The 16,847-nt window shown below is 72.7% G+C and carries 18 protein-coding genes; 11 read left to right on the plus strand and 7 right to left on the minus strand.

Features of this window, described 5'->3' with window-relative positions; translation table 11 throughout:
- Positions 1–28: 28 nt before the first annotated feature.
- The 3 genes from ACIBF7_RS04755 to ACIBF7_RS04765 are packed head-to-tail and all read left to right on the plus strand — an operon-like array spanning position 29 to position 3,422.
- Positions 29–241 carry a heavy-metal-associated domain-containing protein gene (locus ACIBF7_RS04755; RefSeq protein WP_148035899.1) on the plus strand — a complete coding sequence of 71 codons (213 nt, stop codon included), beginning with the start codon at positions 29–31 and terminating at the stop codon, positions 239–241.
- Positions 238–1,200 (plus strand): hypothetical protein, encoded by a 963-nt coding sequence (locus ACIBF7_RS04760; RefSeq protein ID WP_397196458.1) that lies wholly within the window; start codon positions 238–240, stop codon positions 1,198–1,200. The genes ACIBF7_RS04755 and ACIBF7_RS04760 overlap by 4 nt, the downstream gene beginning before the upstream one ends.
- A 20-nt stretch (positions 1,201–1,220) precedes the next feature.
- Positions 1,221–3,422 carry a heavy metal translocating P-type ATPase gene (locus ACIBF7_RS04765; protein WP_397196459.1) on the plus strand — a complete coding sequence of 734 codons (2,202 nt, stop codon included), beginning with the start codon at positions 1,221–1,223 and terminating at the stop codon, positions 3,420–3,422.
- Between the two features lie 51 nt (positions 3,423–3,473).
- Here ACIBF7_RS04765 and ACIBF7_RS04770 read toward each other — a convergent pair whose 3' ends face one another.
- On the minus strand, positions 3,474–3,995 hold the full coding sequence (locus tag ACIBF7_RS04770) for a universal stress protein (protein WP_148035902.1): 522 nt from the start codon (positions 3,993–3,995) through the stop codon (positions 3,474–3,476).
- Between the two features lie 74 nt (positions 3,996–4,069).
- Positions 4,070–4,753, minus strand: a complete 684-nt coding sequence (locus tag ACIBF7_RS04775) for a hypothetical protein (protein ID WP_397196460.1) — start codon at positions 4,751–4,753, stop codon at positions 4,070–4,072.
- An 86-nt stretch (positions 4,754–4,839) separates the two neighbouring features.
- On the opposite strand from ACIBF7_RS04775, the gene ACIBF7_RS04780 reads away from it, so the two are divergent.
- The 3 genes from ACIBF7_RS04780 to ACIBF7_RS04790 are packed head-to-tail and all read left to right on the plus strand — an operon-like array spanning position 4,840 to position 7,167.
- Positions 4,840–5,391, plus strand: coding sequence for an MFS transporter (locus ACIBF7_RS04780; RefSeq protein ID WP_397196461.1), 552 nt, complete (start codon positions 4,840–4,842; stop codon positions 5,389–5,391).
- Positions 5,392–5,449: 58 nt separating this feature from the next.
- The gene (locus tag ACIBF7_RS04785; RefSeq protein WP_397196462.1) at positions 5,450–5,968 is read left to right on the plus strand and encodes a copper chaperone PCu(A)C; all 519 of its coding nucleotides are present in this window, start codon (positions 5,450–5,452) and stop codon (positions 5,966–5,968) included.
- The gene (locus ACIBF7_RS04790; RefSeq protein WP_397196463.1) at positions 5,968–7,167 is read left to right on the plus strand and encodes a Dyp-type peroxidase; all 1,200 of its coding nucleotides are present in this window, start codon (positions 5,968–5,970) and stop codon (positions 7,165–7,167) included. Before ACIBF7_RS04785 ends, ACIBF7_RS04790 begins: the two co-directional genes overlap by 1 nt.
- 56 nt (positions 7,168–7,223) lie before the next feature.
- Here ACIBF7_RS04790 and ACIBF7_RS04795 read toward each other — a convergent pair whose 3' ends face one another.
- The 4 genes from ACIBF7_RS04795 to ACIBF7_RS04810 are packed head-to-tail and all read right to left on the minus strand — an operon-like array spanning position 7,224 to position 10,667.
- Positions 7,224–8,429 (minus strand): ABC transporter permease, encoded by a 1,206-nt coding sequence (locus ACIBF7_RS04795; protein ID WP_148035907.1) that lies wholly within the window; start codon positions 8,427–8,429, stop codon positions 7,224–7,226.
- Positions 8,429–9,100, minus strand: a complete 672-nt coding sequence (locus ACIBF7_RS04800) for an ABC transporter ATP-binding protein (RefSeq protein ID WP_397196464.1) — start codon at positions 9,098–9,100, stop codon at positions 8,429–8,431. Before ACIBF7_RS04800 ends, ACIBF7_RS04795 begins: the two co-directional genes overlap by 1 nt.
- Positions 9,097–10,197, minus strand: coding sequence for an efflux RND transporter periplasmic adaptor subunit (locus ACIBF7_RS04805; RefSeq protein WP_397196465.1), 1,101 nt, complete (start codon positions 10,195–10,197; stop codon positions 9,097–9,099). Before ACIBF7_RS04805 ends, ACIBF7_RS04800 begins: the two co-directional genes overlap by 4 nt.
- A complete protein-coding gene (locus tag ACIBF7_RS04810) occupies positions 10,197–10,667 on the minus strand; it encodes a hypothetical protein (protein ID WP_364233969.1) in 471 nt (156 codons plus the stop codon). The genes ACIBF7_RS04805 and ACIBF7_RS04810 overlap by 1 nt, the downstream gene beginning before the upstream one ends.
- A 128-nt stretch (positions 10,668–10,795) precedes the next feature.
- Here ACIBF7_RS04810 and ACIBF7_RS04815 point away from each other — a divergent pair, with 128 nt between their 5' ends.
- From ACIBF7_RS04815 to ACIBF7_RS04830, 4 genes are all read left to right on the plus strand, one after another.
- Positions 10,796–11,452 (plus strand): response regulator transcription factor, encoded by a 657-nt coding sequence (locus tag ACIBF7_RS04815; protein WP_148035911.1) that lies wholly within the window; start codon positions 10,796–10,798, stop codon positions 11,450–11,452.
- Positions 11,449–12,636 (plus strand): sensor histidine kinase, encoded by a 1,188-nt coding sequence (locus ACIBF7_RS04820; RefSeq protein WP_397196466.1) that lies wholly within the window; start codon positions 11,449–11,451, stop codon positions 12,634–12,636. The genes ACIBF7_RS04815 and ACIBF7_RS04820 overlap by 4 nt, the downstream gene beginning before the upstream one ends.
- A 267-nt stretch (positions 12,637–12,903) precedes the next feature.
- On the plus strand, positions 12,904–13,911 hold the full coding sequence (locus tag ACIBF7_RS04825) for a methyltransferase (protein WP_397196467.1): 1,008 nt from the start codon (positions 12,904–12,906) through the stop codon (positions 13,909–13,911).
- Between the two features lie 18 nt (positions 13,912–13,929).
- Positions 13,930–14,205 (plus strand): hypothetical protein, encoded by a 276-nt coding sequence (locus ACIBF7_RS04830; RefSeq protein WP_271276856.1) that lies wholly within the window; start codon positions 13,930–13,932, stop codon positions 14,203–14,205.
- Here the strand turns inward: ACIBF7_RS04830 and ACIBF7_RS04835 are convergent.
- Entirely contained in the window at positions 14,194–15,042 is an 849-nt protein-coding gene (locus ACIBF7_RS04835; protein WP_148035915.1) for a fumarylacetoacetate hydrolase family protein, read from the minus strand. The genes ACIBF7_RS04830 and ACIBF7_RS04835 overlap by 12 nt on opposite strands.
- A 173-nt stretch (positions 15,043–15,215) precedes the next feature.
- Between ACIBF7_RS04835 and ACIBF7_RS04840 the strand changes: the two genes are divergently transcribed.
- Positions 15,216–16,820: an RICIN domain-containing protein gene (locus ACIBF7_RS04840; RefSeq protein WP_372452471.1), complete on the plus strand. Its 1,605-nt coding sequence runs from the start codon at positions 15,216–15,218 to the stop codon at positions 16,818–16,820.
- Positions 16,821–16,847: the final 27 nt, after the last annotated feature.

The following is a 16,847-nucleotide window of genomic DNA, read 5'->3' on the forward strand; positions in this document are numbered from 1 at the left end:
CACGTACGAGCATATGAAGGAGCATGCGATGAGCACCGCCACCTACACCGTCAAGGGCATGACCTGCGGCCACTGCGTGAGTTCCGTCAAGGAGGAGGTCGGCGAGGTGGCCGGCGTGACCTCCGTCGACGTGGACCTCAAGAGCGGCCGGTTGACCGTGGTCAGCGACGGTCCTGTCAATGAGGCGGAGATCAGCGGCGCGGTCAAGGAGGCCGGCTACGAACTGGTGGGGGTGTCATGAGAACGGCAGGCCGGTTGGGCCTCTACGGCGCCGGGCTCGCGGTGGTCTTCGCCGCGGCGCTGGGCGCCGGGAGCGCGGCGGGCCAGATCGGGCCCGCCCCCGGCCCGACCGGCCGTACGGCGGAGCAGGTGAAGCAGGGAGAGACGGCCATGGACCACGGAACCGGTGAGCAGGCCGAGAACGGCCAGGGTGAGCAGGCCGAAGACGGCCACACCGACAGCGCGGACGGCCACGCCGACAGCGGGCATTCAGGCGCTACGGATACCCCCGGGGGGCTCCAGGTCTCCCAGGACGGCTACACCTTCACCCGCCTCGCCACCGACGACCCCGACGACTTCCGCTTCACCGTCGACGGCCCCGGCGGCAAGCCGGTGACGGAGTTCGACGTCGAGCACGACAAGAAGCTGCACCTCATCGTCGCCTCCCGCGACCTGACCATCTTCCGGCACCTCCACCCGGAGATGGCCGCCGACGGCACCTGGCGCGTGAAGCTCCCCCTGGACGAGCCCGGCCCGTACCGTGCCTTCGCCGACTTCAAGCCCACCGGCGCCGACAAGCTGACGCTCGGCCTCGACCTGCAGGTGCCGGGCGACTACCGCCCGCGCGAGCTCCCGCACGCGAGCACCGAGGCGCGGACCGGTGACTACACTGTGAGCCTCGCCGGGAGCCTGGAGCCCGGCCGGTCGAGCAAGCTGACGCTCAAGGTGAGCAAGGACGGCAAGCCGGTGACCGACCTGGAGCCCTACCTCGGCGCCTACGGACACCTGGTGGCCCTCAGGGCCGGCGATCTCGCCTATCTGCACGTCCATCCTGAGGAGACCGGCAAGGCGGGCCCGGAGATCACGTTCTTCGCCGAGGTGCCCAGCACCGGCTCCTACCGCCTGTTCCTGGACTTCAAGCACGACGGCAAGGTGCGCACCGCGGCCTTCACGGCCGAGACCGGACCGCACGGCCACTGACGCCTGAGAGGAGAAGGGTGATGACATCACTCACCGACGGCCGCGGGGGCGCGGTCGAGCTCTCGATCGGCGGCATGACGTGCGCTTCCTGCGCCAACCGGATCGAGCGCAAGCTCAACAAGCTCGACGGCGTCACGGCGACGGTCAACTACGCGACCGAGAAGGCCAAGGTCACCTTCCCCGCGGACCTGGACCCGCGAGCGCTGGTCGAAGAGGTGGCGAAGGCCGGTTACACGGCCGAGCTGCCCGACGAGCGACCCAAGGAAGAAGCGGAGAAGCCGGACAACAGCCTGCGCGACCGGCTGATCGTCGCGGTGGTGCTGAGCGTCCCGGTGGTGGCCATGGCCATGATCCCGGCGCTGCAGTTCCGCTACTGGCAGTGGCTGTCGCTGGCGCTGGCCGGGCCGGTCGTGGTGTACGCGGGCTGGCCGTTCCACAAGGCGGCCTGGACGAACCTGCGTCACGGCACCGCCACCATGGACACGCTGGTCTCGATGGGCACGCTCGCGGCCTTCGGCTGGTCGCTGTGGGCGCTGTTCTTCGGCACGGCCGGGATGCCCGGCATGGTCCACCCGTTCGAGCTGACGATCCAGCGCACCGACGGCGCCGGCAACATCTACCTGGAGGCGGCGGCCGGGGTGACGGCGTTCATCCTGGCCGGGCGCTACTTCGAGTCGCGGTCCAAGCGGAAGGCCGGGGCCGCGCTGCGGGCGCTGATGGAGCTGGGCGCCAAGGACGTGGAGCTGGCCGACGGCCGCCGCGTCCCGGCCGACCAGCTCAAGGCGGGTGACCTGTTCGTGGTCAGGCCGGGCGAGAAGATCGCGACCGACGGCGTGATCGAGGAAGGCACGTCCGCCGTCGACGCCTCGATGCTGACCGGCGAGTCCGTGCCGGTCGAGGTGCGGCCGGGCGACGCGGTGACGGGTGCGACGGTGAACGCGGGCGGCCGGCTCGTCGTCCGCGCCACCCGGGTCGGGGCCGACACCCAGCTGGCGCAGATGGCCAGGCTGGTGGAGGAAGCCCAGACGGGCAAGGCCGAGGTGCAGCGGCTCGCCGACCGCATCTCGGGCGTGTTCGTACCGATCGTGATCGCGCTCGCCGTGGGCACGCTCGGGTTCTGGCTCGGTACGGGCAACGGCGCGGGCGCGGCGTTCACCGCGGCGGTGGCGGTGCTGATCATCGCCTGCCCGTGCGCGCTGGGGCTGGCGACGCCGACGGCGCTGCTGGTCGGCACCGGCAGGGGCGCGCAGCTCGGCATCCTGATCAAGGGCCCGGAGGTGCTGGAGTCCACCCGCAAGGCGAACACGATCGTGCTCGACAAGACCGGCACGGTCACCGAGGGCCGGATGACGCTCACCGAGGTCCACGTCGCCGAGGGCGAGGACGAGGCCGAGGTGCTGCGCCTGGCCGGCGCGCTGGAGCACGCATCCGAGCACCCGATCGCCCAGGCCGTGGCCAGGGCCGCCCGGTCGGACGCCACGGTCGAGGACTTCGCGAACGTCGAAGGGCTCGGCGTGCAGGGCGTGGTCGACGGGCACGCGGTGCTGGTCGGCCGGCCCAGGCTGCTGGAGGAGTGGTCGCAGCACCTCACCCCCGAGCTCGTGGAGGCTCTGGAACAGGCGCAGGCCGCGGGCCGCACCGCGGTCGCGGTCGGCTGGGACGGCCGGGCCCGTGCCGTGCTGGTGGTGTCCGACGTGGTCAAGCCCACCAGCGCGGAGGCGGTCACGGAGCTGAAGCGGCTCGGCCTCACCCCGGTGCTGCTGACCGGCGACAACGAGAAGGTCGCCCGCGCGGTGGCGGCCGAGGTGGGCATCGACGAGGTGATCGCCGAGGTGCTGCCCGCGGACAAGGTCGAGGTGGTCAAGCGCCTTCAGGGCGAGGGCAAGGTCGTGGCGATGGTGGGCGACGGCGTCAACGACGCGGCCGCGCTCGCCCAGGCCGACCTCGGGCTGGCCATGGGCACCGGCACCGACGCGGCCATCGAGGCGTCCGACCTGACGCTGGTCCGCGGCGACCTGCGGGTGACGGCCGACGCCCTGCGCCTGTCGCGCAGGACGCTCGCCACCATCAAGGGCAACCTGTTCTGGGCGTTCGCCTACAACGTGGCCGCGCTGCCCCTGGCCGCGATGGGGCTGCTCAACCCGATGATCGCGGGGGCCGCGATGGCGTTCTCCAGCGTGTTCGTGGTGAGCAACAGCCTGCGGCTGCGCGCTTTCAGGTGAGACCGTCCGTCGCGGGCCCGGCAGTGCCGGGCCCGCGGCGGGCTTCGCGCGTCAATCGTGCCTGCGGCTCCAGAACCGGCGAGAGCGGTCTTCTGACATCTCGGGTTCGTCGGGCGGGGTGGGCTGCTGCACGATCACCACCGTCGTCTTGGCGTGACGCGCGCAGTACATGCTGGTCGAGGGCAGGAACATGCGGCTGAGCAGGCCGCGGCGGCTGCGCCCGAGCACCAGCAGGTCGCCCTCGCGGGCCAGGTCGACGAGGTGGTAGCCGGGATCGCCGACCCTGGACACCATGACCGTGTGGAGGTCCTCCGGCAGGCCTCCCGCCACGTCCTCGAACACGCCGGCGATCACCTCGCCGCAGCGTGCCTCCTCACCCGATCTGATGGCGTGCTGCACGGGCAGCGCCTCCGGGAACGGGTGCACCGGAGCCCGGCTGACATGTACGGCGACGAGAGCCATGCGGCGCAGCCGCGCGGTCCCGATCGCCCAGGCGAGCGCCCAGCGCGCGGCCGGAGTCTCGTCGACGCCCACGATGAGCCGCACGCCGCCGGGCAGGTCCTGATCCACCACGCCCCTCCCTTACCGAGGTACGTACCATAGTGCGCCTTTCGGCTAGTTACCGGGAGGTGTGAGTTTCGGACCTCTCACACCAGTGCGAGCAAGCCGGTATAGAGGGTTTCGCGTTCCGGCTCGGAAAAGGCTTCGTACGGCACCGCCGCGCGGCGGTTGGTGCCCGCCTCGATGCGTTCGCGCAGCGGGCCGGGCTCCAGTGCGACGACCTCGGCCGCGGTCAGTCCTGCCGCCTGCCAGGCCGCCGCGTGCGCGTCGGCGCGGGCGTAGCGTAGCGCCGCCAGCCGGTTGAACAGCAGCAGCCCCGCCGGTGCCCCCTCGGGTTCGTACGGGGGAGCCATCACCGCGAGCGCGTCACCCGGCTCCGCCACGGCCTTGCCGAGCACCCGTCCCGCCAGTGCGGCGAGGGTCTCGACGTCGTGGTCCCGCCAGATCCGGCCCGCCGCGGCCGCGTGCGTCTCGTACAGCCCGTGCACGAGGTCCAGGCCCCGCTCCGTCAGCCGCAGCGTGCCGTCGTCGTCGGCCAGTTCGCCGCGCCGGACGTGCTCCCGGATGCTCTCCTCCCGGTCGTCCCCGTACCGGTGGACGGCGGCCAGGTCGCGTCTGGTGAGGGTGCGCAGCGGGAGCGTGAACCGCAGGTCGTTCAGCAGTCCGAGGGCGCCGGGTCTGCGTGTGGCGGCGTGCAGGTTGACGTGGACCGCGTCGATGACCGGGGCGATCGCCGCCGCGTACGCGTGCGGGTCCGTGGGCGTCAGCATCCCGCGCCATTATGCCGGTCTCGCCGGAAATCTTGGGCTGTGTCGGGAGAAGGACCGAGGGGGTGGCGTGAAATCATGTCGGCATCGTGCCGTCCAGCCTTCCGTTCCGCCTCGCCCGCACCGCGGTGTTCGCCGTGGTGTGTCTCAGCCTCGGCATGGTGGCCCACTCGCTGGCGGGCGGGAGCGTGCCGGGGCCGGCCATGGTGGCCGGGTTCTTCGTGGCCGCCGGGGGCGCGTACCCGCTGGCCGGGCGGGAGCGGGGCCCGCGGGCGATCCTGGCGCTGCTGAGCGGTCTGCAGCTCGTCCTGCACGTGATGTTCTCGCTCTCCCACGCCGTCTCCCCCGCCGCCGGGGCCGCGCACGCCGCGCACGCCTCGGCCGGGCTGGCCCCCGACCTCGGGATGTTCGTCGCCCACGGGTGGGCGGTCGGGCTGACCGCGCTCTGGCTGGCGCGCGGGGAGGCCGCGCTGTGGGGGCTGCTGCGCCGCCTGGCCGCGCGGCTCGTCACCGTGCTGCTGCCGGTGCCGGCGACGCCGTTCGTCGAGCTGCCCCACGCCGAGCCGCCGGTGCTGCGCTCGGCGATCCTCCGGCATGCCGTCAGCGGGCGCGGGCCGCCCGCGGTCATCGGAATCCGCTGACCTTTTCCGATGACCGACGCCCCGGCGACTTCCGCCGCGGGCGCAGGAAGGCATGTCCATGAACACCCGTTCCGCCCTGCTCGTCACCGCCACGGCCGTGTTCCTCGCCGGCTGCGGCGCCACCACTCCGGCCGCCGGGCCCGCGCCCACTGCCAGTGTCGAGGCCGCCGCCCCGGCCCAGGCGCTCACCATCACCGACCCCTGGGTGAAGGCGGTGAAGGAGGGGATGACCGCCGCGTTCGGCACCCTCGTCAACCACACCGACAGCCCCATCACCGTCGTCGCGGGCGCCTCGCCGCTCTCGCCGGAGATCGAGCTGCACGAGGTGGTCGAGTCCGACAACAAGATGATCATGCGGCCGAAGGACGGCGGGTTCGTCGTCCCGGCACGTGGCAGCCACGAGCTCAAGCCCGGCGGCGACCACATCATGCTGATGGGCGTCAAGGAGGAGGTGAAGCCAGGCGCGGAGATCCCGCTCACGCTGACGCTGCAGGAAGGCCCCCCGCTGGAGTTCACCGCCGTCGGCAAGGACTTCGCGGGCGCGAAGGAGGACTACCAGCCGGGCACGGACCACTGATGGCCGAGCAGAGGATCACCCGGCGCGGGCTGTTCGCCGCCGGGGCGGCGACGGCCGTGGGCACGGCGGCGGGCACGGTGGCCGGCACGACCGCTGGCACTGCCGCCGGCCCCTCGCCGAGCGGCGCTGCCACGGAGGTCCCGTCCGGTACGGCCACGGAACCGTTCCACGGCGTCCACCAGGCCGGGATCGCCACGTCCCCGCAGGCGCACGCCGTGTTCGTCGCGTTCGACCTCAAGCGCGGCACCGGACGGGAGCCGATCGTCCGGCTCATGCGGTTGCTGACCGACGACGCGCGCCGGCTCACCCTGGGCCGGGGCGCGCTCGCCGACACCGAGCCCGAACTGGCCGCCTCCCCCGCCAGGCTGACGGTCACGTTCGGGTTCGGCCCCGGCCTGTTCGAGGCGGCCGGGGTGGAATCGCCGGTCCGGCAGCTGCCGGAGTTCGAGACGGACAAGCTGGAGGACCGCTGGTCCGGCGGTGACCTGCTGGTGCAGATCTGCGCCGACGACCCGCTGACCGTCGCGCACGCGCTGCGGATGGTGGTCAAGGACGCGCGGGCGTTCGCGCGGGTGCGCTGGACGCAGCGCGGCTTCCGGCGCGGCGCGCACGTCCAGCCCGCCGGCGCCACCCAGCGCAACCTGATGGGCCAGCTCGACGGCACCGTCAACCCGGCCGACCTGGACCGGGCGGTCTGGCTCGGCCAGGGCCCGCTGCGCGGCGGCACCACGCTGGTGCTGCGCCGGATCCGCATGGACCTGGAGACCTGGGACGAGCTGGACAGGACCGGCAGGGAGTTCACGATCGGCCGCCGCCTCGCCGACGGCGCGCCGCTCACCGGCCGGGCCGAGCACGACGAGCCCGACTTCGGCAGGCTGAACCGGCTCGGCTTCCCCGTCATCTCCGAGTACGCGCACATCAGGCGGGCCCGGGTGGACGATCCCGGCGCCCGCATGCTGCGGCGGCCGTACAACTACGACGACGGGCTGGCCGAGGACGGCATCCCTGACTCCGGGCTGCTGTTCGCCGCCTACCAGGCGGACGTGGACAAGCAGTTCGTCCCGGTGCAGCGGCGGCTGGCCGAAGGCGATCTGCTCAACGAGTGGATCACCGCGATCGGCTCGGCGGTGTTCGCGATCCCGCCCGGGTGCGCCCCGGACGGCTGGATCGGGGAGACGCTGCTCGCGGACGGGCCTTGACGGCGCGTCCGTAGGCGCCGGGCCCGGTCGGTCAGGAACCGCCCGGGCCCGGTCGGTCAAGGACTGGCCAGGGCTTCCGTCGGGGAGAGGCGGGCGGCGCGGATCGCCGGGTAGAGCCCGGCGACCGCGCCGATGACCAGCGTCGCGGCCAGGCCGCCCGCCGTCGCCTCGGCGGGGATCACGGACGGCCACTCCTCGTAGGCGGCGTAGCCGACGGTGACGGCGGCGCCGACGCACACGCCGCCCACCCCGCCGATCGCCGACAGCAGCAGCGACTCGGCCAGGAACTGGGTGCGGATCTGGCCACGGGTGGCGCCCAGCGAGCGGCGCAGGCCGATCTCGGCCCGCCGCTCCAGCACCGAGATGACCATGGTGTTGGCCACCCCCACCCCGCCGACGATCAGCGCCACCGCGCCGACGCCCAGCAGCAGGCCGGTGAACGCCTGGTCGGTGGCCTGCTTGGCGGCCAGCGCGTCCGACGGGCGGGAGACGTCGACCTCGTTGGGCGCCTCCGGGTTGCCGGTTCCGGCCAGTACGTCCCGTACCGCGTCCATGTGCCGCTCGTCCACCCGCGTGTAGAGCACGGTGGGGTGGCCGTCGAAGCCCAGCCGCTCCTCCGCGACCGGCCAGCCGACCAGCGCCGCGGTGTCCAGCTCCACGGCGAGCGCCACCGGCTCCAGGACGCCGACGACGGTGAACCGCCGGCCGCCGACCAGCACCTGCGTGTCGGGCCCGACCGCGCCGACGCCGAGCCGTTCGGCCGTGGCCGAACCGAGCACCACGGCCGGGTAGGCGTGCGTGGCCGCGTTGAGCCAGGTGCCGGCGCGCAGCGTCGCGCCCACGGAGTCGAGCAGGTCGAGCCGGGCCGCGTAGGCGGAGATGCCGCCGGTCCGCGCCTCGGGGATCTCCTCCGACCGGTACACCTTGGCGTCCTGGATTTGCCCGACCGACGACACCGACAGCACAGGACCGATGCGCTCGATCATCGCCTCGGCCTCCACCGGCATCTTGGCCTCCTCGCCGCTGAGGGTCTGCCCGGACGAGACCGTGAGCAGGTTCGTGCCCAGCGCGGAAAGCTGGCGGTCCAGCTCGGCGCCGGACGAGGAGGAGATGCCGACCACGCCGATCATCGCCGCGATGCCGATGGCGATGCCCAGCGCCGACAGGAACGCCCGCAGCGGGCGGGTGCGCAGCCCGACCGCGCCGACCCTGAGCACGTCGCGCGGCCGCAACCGGGGCGGGGTGAGATCACGGCCGGCCATCAGGCCGCCCCGGCTTGGTCGGCGACGATCCGGCCGTCGCGCATCCGGACCTGGCGGGGCAGCCTGCCGGCGATCTCCGGGTCGTGCGTGATGATCAGCACCGTCGTACCGGACGCGTGCAGCTCGCGCAGCAGCTCCATCACCCCCGCCCCGGACGCCGAGTCGAGCGCGCCGGTCGGCTCGTCGGCCAGCAGCAGCGGCGGATCGCCGGCCACCGCCCTGGCGATGGCCACCCGCTGCCGCTCGCCGCCGGACAGCTCGTGCGGCTCGTGGTCCATGCGGTGGGCGAGCCCCACCCGCTCCAGCGCGGCCCGCGCGCGGCGGCGCCGCTCGGCCCGCGGCAGGCCGCTGTAGAGCAGTCCGTCGGCCACGTTATCCAGCGCCGGCACGTTCGCGGCCAGGTGGAACTGCTGGAACACGAACCCGATCCCGGTCCCCCGCAACGCCGACAGCCGGTTGTCCGACAGCGTCGCGACGTCGTATCCGTCGACGCGGACCGTGCCCGACGTGGGCCGGTCGAGCGTGCCGATGGTGTTGAGCATCGTCGACTTGCCGGACCCGGACGGGCCCGCGATGGCGACCATCTCGCCGCGCCGGATCTCCAGCGACACGTCGTCCAGCGCGGTGACGCCGCCGGGGTAGACCTTGCTCACGCGGGAAAGCTCAATCATTTCGCCATCCCCACCGTCATGCCCTCGGTGAGCCCGTCGCCGGTGATCTCCACCCGGCCGCCGGAGAACAGGCCGGTCTCGACCGGGACGTAACGGGTGGCGCCGCCTTCGACGACCTCCACGCCGAACCCGCCCTCGCGCAGCGCCACCAGGGCGGCGACCGGGACGGTGAGCACGTTCTCGCGCTCCTCGGCGGTGAACCTCACGTCCACCGCCGCCTGGTCGAGGTCAGCCGCCTTCTCGCCGGTGAGCGAGACGAGCGCCTCGACCTTGGTCTGCGGCTCCTCGTTCCCCTGCCCCGGGACGATCACGGTGGCGACCTCGGTGATCTTGCCCCTGACCTCCTGACCGCCGGGCAGCGTGACCGTCACCTTGGCGCCCTCCTTCGCCAGCCGCCGGTCCTCGGAGTCGAGCTGGACGGTGACGACCTTGGCGGTGCCGGTGTAGCCGAGCACCTTCTGTCCGGGCGCGGCGGGCCGGCCGGTCTCGGCGTCCACGGTGTCCACCCGGACCTTGCCGTCGGCGAACACCACCCGGCCCAGCTCGACCACGCCGGTCTCCGGCAGGCCGCGGTCCTCCTGCCAGGCCATGACCGCCCGCGCCGTGGCCCAGGTGTACGTGTCGTCGACGGTGAAGCCGTCGTAGCCGAGCTTGCTCAGGTTGCGTTCCAGGCTCGCCACGTCACGGCCCTCGGCGCCCACCGCCAGGTCCCGGTACGCGGGCGTGCTCCCGTACATGAGCACCACCGGATCGTCGTCCACCTTGTAGAGCGGCTCGCCGCGGGTGATCACGTCGTCGCCGCCGGGCAGCCAGGTGACGGTGCCGCGCATGCGGTTGGTCACCGAGGCGGCCGGGCCGAAGCCCAGCTCGCCGTCGGCCTCCCGTGTGTCCCGCAGGGTCTCCTCGGCGATCGTCGCGGTGGCCGGCGGCAGCGCGGCGGCGGGCCGCCCGGCCGGGGCCCTGTCGAGCAGGCCGAGACCGGCGGCGGCCACCGCGCCGGCCAGCACGGTCGCGGTGGTCAGCCAGGCCGCCCGACGGCCGCGGCGGCGTCGCGGGGCCGTCTCCAGCGCTTCCCCGTCGATCGTGGTCGTGCCCATCACTTGGGCCGGTCCATCTGGCACTTCTTCTGCGCGGCCTCGAAGTCGGGGTCGTCGCCGACGTCCTTGGTGATGCGGACCCTGCCGCCCTCGGGGTCGGGGAAGTTCTCCACGCCGTTCTCACGCATGCAGGCAGCGATCTTGAGCAGGTCGTCGTTGCTCTCACCGTCGGCACGCCCGCCGCCGGGGGGCTGCCACTCCTTGCACGCCTCTCGGGCCTGCTCCATCTTCTCCTGGGTGCCGGGGCCCATCGTCATCCGTATGCCCTCGCCCGGCTTGGGGTCGGGGACGTCGACGCCGTTCTCGCGCATGCACTGCGCCCACTTCAGGCCCCGCTCCTCGCGGTCCAGACTCGGCGCGGCGCTCGCGGTGGGATCGCCGCCCGCGGAGGCCACGCCGGGGGCCTCCGCGCCGCATCCGGTCAGCGCCAGCGCGAGCGCCGCGGTCACGCCGAGCATCCGTACTCGCATCACGTTCTCCTCGTCGGGCCGGAACCGTTCCGGCCGCCTGAGAGGAGATGGAACCGACGAGCCGGTTTCCCGGCGGTTTCCACGAGCGCTAACGGGGAGTAAACAGCCGATCCGCCACGATTCCCGGCATGCGAGTGCTGGTAGTGGAGGACGAGCGCATCCTGGCCGACGCGATAGCCGAGTGGCTGCGCGACGAGACGCACGCCGTGGACACCGCCGGCGACGGCGAGTCGGCGCTGGAGCGGATCGCGGTCAACGACTACGACGTGGTCATCCTGGACCGGGACCTGCCGCTCGTGCACGGCGACGACGTGTGCAGGCACCTCGTGGAGTCGGATTCGACGGCGCGGGTGCTGATGCTCACCGCGGCGGGGGAGATCGACGACAGGGTGACGGGCCTGTCGCTGGGCGCCGACGACTACCTGGCCAAGCCGTTCGCCTTCGCCGAGCTGTCGGCCCGGGTGCAGGCGCTCGGCCGGCGCGCCCGGCCGGCCCTGCCGCCGGTGCTGCGCCGCGCCGGGATCACGCTCGACCCGGCCCGGCGCGAGGTGTACCGGAACGGGCGGTACGTGCCGCTGTCGAACAAGGAGTTCGCCGTACTCGCCGAGCTGCTGCGGGCCGGCGGCGCCGTGATCTCCTCCGAGCAGCTCCTGGAGAAGGCGTGGGACGAGAACGCGGACCCGTTCACCGGCGTGGTTCGGCTGACCGTGCTCAAGCTGCGGCGCAAGCTGGGCGACCCGCCGGTGGTGCTGACCGTGACCGGCGCGGGCTACCGCATCCCATGAGGCTGTCGCTGCGCCTGCGGCTCACGGTCGTGTACGGCGCGCTGTTCATGCTGGCCGGCGTGGTGCTCGTCGGCGTCACGTACCTGCTGTTCAACCAGGAGCTGGTACGGATCTTCGAGGAGAAGTACGGCGACCCCGGCGGGAACCGGCACAGGTTCATCTCCGTCATGAAGGACGGGGTGATGCTCAGCCCCGAGGCGTCGCAGCGGCTGCTGGCCGAGCAGGAGGCCGACCTGCGCGCCGCCGCGACCACGTCCCTGCTGGCCCAGGGGGTGATCGCGGTGGTCGTGGTCGCCTGCCTGGCGACGGCGCTGGGCTGGGTGGTGGCCGGGCGGGTGCTGGCCCCGCTGCACAAGGTGACCGCGACCGCGCGCCGCATCGCCGCCGCCCCCGACGCCGACCGCGGCCTGCGCGAGCGGATCGACCTGGACGGGCCGATCGACGAGGTCAAGGAGCTGGCCGACACCTTCGACGCCATGGTGGCGCGGCTCGACCGGTCCTTCGACGGGCAGCGCAGGTTCGTCGCCAACGCCTCGCACGAGCTGCGCACCCCGCTGACGCTCAACCGCGCCCTGGTCGAGCTGGCCATGCACCGCCGCTCCGCCTCCGCCGACGTCAAGCGGCTCGGGGAGAGCCTGCTGGAGATCAACGTCAGGCACGAGCGGCTCATCTCCGGGCTGCTGCTGCTCGCGCGGGCCGAGCACGAGGTGACCGACCGGTCGCCGGTCGACCTCGCCGACGTCGTGGCGCACGTGGTCGCCCAGACCGCCCCCGAGGCGGCGCAGGAGAAGGTCACGGTGTACGAGGAAGCGTTCCCCGCGCCCACGACCGGTGACGCGCTGCTGCTCGAACGGCTGGTGACGAACCTGGTGGAGAACGGCGTCCGGCACAACCTGCGCGACGGCACCGGCTGGGTCCGGATCGCCAGCCGGACGGCCACCGGCGGGCGGGTCACGGTGACGGTCACCAACACGGGCCCCGTCGTGCCGCCGTACGACGTGCCGGAGCTGTTCAAGCCGTTCCGCCGGCTCAACGGCGAGCGCACCGTCACGGGCAAGAGCGCGGGCCTGGGCCTGTCGATCGTCCGGTCGGTGGCCCGCGCCCACGGCGGCGACGTGACGGCCCATCCCCGGGAGGGCGGCGGCCTGGTGATGACGGCCACGCTCCCCCGCGCCGTGCCGTGACCGGCGCGGCGGGTCCGTCGAGCGAGTCCCCGCGCCCGGCGGACCCCGCCGCACCCGGCCGTCCACCCCCGGACGGCCGTCCCGCGTGAGGGTGCGGGTACCGGACACGATGGCGGTCACGGCCCGCCGTTCACCAGACCACTTTCTGCCCGGTTTCTGCTCACTCGCCCCGGCCGTACGTCACGACACGCGTCCTCGCGCGTACGGCGAACCCCGGCGAGCCGATGGACAATGACGGCGCGGCAACCGATCCAGCAGGAGGGTTCCATGCCACCCGACCCGGCCCAGCGGCTGCTGGGTTACATCGACGGCGCCTGGGTGGCGTCGGCGGTCTGCGCCGCGGCCGAGCTCGGGGTGGCCGACGCGCTGGCCGGTGGCGCGCGCGACGCCGATCAGCTGGCGCGGGCCGTGGGCGCCCACCCCGGCGCGCTCTACCGGCTGCTGCGGGCGCTCGCCGACCTGGGCGTGCTGCGCGAGTTCGACGGCCGCGTGTTCGAACTGACCGAGACGGGCGAACGGCTGCGGCGGGACCACCCGGAGTCGCAGCGCGGGTTCGCCGTGATGCTCGGCTCGTCGTGGCACCGGCGGGCGTGGTCGGGTTTCGCCGACAGCGTGCGGACCGGCGAGTCGGCGTTCGAGCGCGTCTTCGGCCCGGCCTTCGACCACTTCCGCGACCATCCCGACCACGGCGAGGTGCTGAACGACGCGATGACGTCGGTCTCCGCCGCGTTCGTGTGGCCGGCGGTGCGCGGCCACGACTTCACCCGGTACGGGACCGTCGTCGACGTGGGCGGAGGCCACGGCGCGATGCTCGCGGCCATCCTGTCGGCGCATCCGGCGGGGCGCGGCGTGCTGTTCGACCTGCCGCACGTCATCGAGGGAGCGGGTGGGCCGCTCGTGGAGGCGGGCGTGGCCGACCGGTGCGAGCTGGTGGGCGGCGACTTCTTCACGTCGGTGCCGCCCGGCGGCGACGCCTACCTGCTGTCCAACGTCGTCCACGACTGGGGCGACGACGACGCCGTCCGGATCCTGGCGAGCTGCCGGCGGGCGATGAACGAGGGCGGTCGCGTCCTGCTCTGCGAGGCCGTCATCCCGGACCCGCCGCGCGAGCCGACCGCCGCCACCGTGATCGACCTGGAGATGCTGGTCATCGCCAAGGGCGCCAGGCAGCGCACGGCGGGCGAGTACGCGGAGCTGTTCGAGCGGGCCGGCCTGCGGCTGGCCGGCGTCACCGGCGGCGGCGTCTTCGACGTCGTGGAGGCGGTCCCCGGATGAGCCGGTTTACTCCTCTCGGTGACGGAGAACGTTCTGGCCATGAACCAGGCGCCATCCGGACATGACCACACGAGGTGCACGCCCGCGCAGCTCTTCGAGATCACCGTCCTGGACACCACAGGCGACGACACCCGGTGGCACACCATCGGCTGGGGCATCGGCCGCCAGGACGCCGACGCCCTCGCCCGGTCCTTCGTGACCCGCCGGCTCTGCCCGTACGAGCGAGCCCGGGTCCGCCACAACGGCCGGCTGCTCGCCGAGCACCACCGGCCCGTGACCGGCTCAGGCCGGTGAGACGACCTCCAGGGCGGGGCGCACGTCGTTGGCGAGCGTGCCGACGCCGTCGATGACGATCTCCACCCGGTCCCCGGGCAGCAGCGTGAAGTCCGGACCGGGGACCATGCAGGTGCCGGTCGACAGCACCACGCCCCGGGGGAAGCGCTCGGCCTTGAACAGGTAGCCGGCCAGCTCGTCGACGCGGCGGTGGAGCTGGGCCGTGCTCGCCTCGTCCGACCAGACGACGCGGCCCTCGCGGGTGATGGTCACCGCCATCGCCAGGTCGTAGGGGTCGGGCACCTCCCAGGCGGGGCGGATGCCGGGGCCGAGCGCCGTCGCTCCCGCGTACATCTTGGCCTGGGGCAGGTAGAGCGGGTTGTCGCCCTCGATGGAGCGGCTGCTGACGTCGTCGCAGACGGTGTAGCCGGCGATCTCGCCGCTCGCGGCGATCACCACGGCCAGCTCGGGCTCGGGCACGTCCCAGGTGGAGTCCTCGCGCACGCCGATGGTCTCGCCGTGGCCGCGCACCCGCCAGCCGACCGACTTGAAGAACAGCTCGGGCCGTTCGGCGTCGTAGACCCGCTGGTAGATGTCGGGTTCGGTGCTCTCCTCCACCCGGGCCTCGCGGGAGCGGCGGTAGGTGACGCCGGCCGCCCACACCTCGGTGCCGGCGTCGACCGGGGCGGCGGGGGTGACCGGGTCGACCGGCTCGGTGGCGCGGGCGAGCTGGTCGCGGAAGTGGGCGAGGTCGGCGGACAGCGCGTCGCCGAGGGAGAAACCGGTGGGCAGCGCCCGGTCGCCGTCCTCGGCGCGGACCACCCAGCGGGGCGATTGAGCGGACCTGACGAGGTGCATGCGCGCCCTTCTGCCGGAATGTCGGGGAGGACCAGCCTAAGACATCCGATGAAAGTTTCAACGGGTTTCGGCAGGCAGGCGTTCTGCCGGGTTCGCCGCACTTGACGAAGCGGTGCGTCCTCGCTGATCTAGTCCTGGGGGAAAGCGCTTTCCTTCTTCGATGGGAGCAGACAGTGAGATCCGTTGCCCAAGCCTGGCGGTGCCTGCTCACCGTCCTGGCCGCCCTGGTCATGGCGCTGGCAGGCGCCCTCGTCGCGCAACCGCCGCCCGCGAGCGCGGCGACGGTCGACACGAACGCCTGGTACGTCCTCGTGAACCGGCACAGCGGCAAGGCGCTCGACCTGTACGAGTTCGCCACGAACGACGGCGCCCCGATCGTCCAGTGGGCCCGCAACGACGGCAACCAGCAGCAGTGGCAGTTCGTCAGCTCAGGCGACGGCTACTACCGGCTCAAGTCCCGCCACAGCGGCAAAGTGCTGGACGTCTACGAATGGAACGCCGACGGCGGCGCCCAGATCGTCCAATGGGCCGACACCAACGGCTGGAACCAGCAGTTCCGGCTGGCCGACTCCGACGGCGGCCACGTCCGCCTGATCAACCGCCACAGCGGCAAGGCCCTCGAAGCCTGGGAGTGGTCCACCGCCGACGGCGCCCGCATCTCCCAGTGGGACGACCTCAACGGCGCCAACCAGCAGTGGCAGCTCGTCAAGATGGGCAGCGGTTCCGCCGACTGCGGCGGCGGCTCGTTCAACGCCGAGGCCGTGCTCAGCGGCAGCACCTGGACGGCCAGGAACGGCGGCAGCACCCTCTACACCGGCAGCAGCATGATCGAGGCCATGCGCCGCGCCGTCGGCAGCCTCACCTCCGGCCGCACGTCCAAGCAGAAGGTGGTCGTCCGCGGCTCCGGCAGCATGAACGCCAACCAGTCGCTCGACCTGCCCAGCTACACCGTCCTCGAAGTGTGCGGCACGATCAACGTGACCGGCACGATCAGCGCCAACAACGCCGCCGTGCGCGCCCAGAACGTCACCGACGTCGAGGTCACCCGGCTCGCCGTGACCGGCAACCCGTACTTCGCGGTGTTCGTCCGCAACGGCACCAACATCACCCTTGGCCAGCTCGACCTGCGGCTCGGCTCGGCCGGGCTGGGCGTGCGCATCGACAACCACGCCAACAGGAACGTCCGCACCAGGAACGTCCGCATCGACAGCGTGTACGCCTCCGGCGGCGGCAGTCACGGCGTCGAGACGTACGGCGTCGACGGCATCACGATCGGCACCGTCACCGCGCGGAACACCGGCGAGTCCGGCCTGCTGCTCAACGACACGATCAACGCCAGCATCGGCACCGTCGACGCCGAGGGCGCGGGCACCGGCACCGGTTACGCGGCCTTCCGGATGGCCAACCGCAACGGCCGCATCGGCAGCTCGTACCCGACCAACATCCGCGTCGGCACCGTCAAGGCCCGGGGCGGCGGCCGCGGCGTCTTCTGCGTGTCGGAGAGCGGCGGCGCGGTGATCGACCGGGTGGACATCGCCCAGACGGGCAGCAACTCGATCCTCATCGAGAACTGCTACAACGTCACGATCGCCGCCCAGAGCGGCACCGTGAACGGCTCCGACATCCGCATCGCGGCCCGCAGCGAGTTCCCCGTGACCTCCGACATCACGCTGCAGAACCTGACGCTGACGAACTCGGCTATCAACGAGAACCCGTGCGGCACCAACATCGTCATCCGCAACATCAACCTGGTGAACTCCCGCATCAACCGCTGCTGACCGGAACAGACCGTGATCCGGCCGGGC

It is taken from the genome of Nonomuraea sp. NPDC050478 (assembly GCF_044458265.1).
Classification (GTDB): domain Bacteria; phylum Actinomycetota; class Actinomycetes; order Streptosporangiales; family Streptosporangiaceae; genus Nonomuraea; species Nonomuraea ferruginea.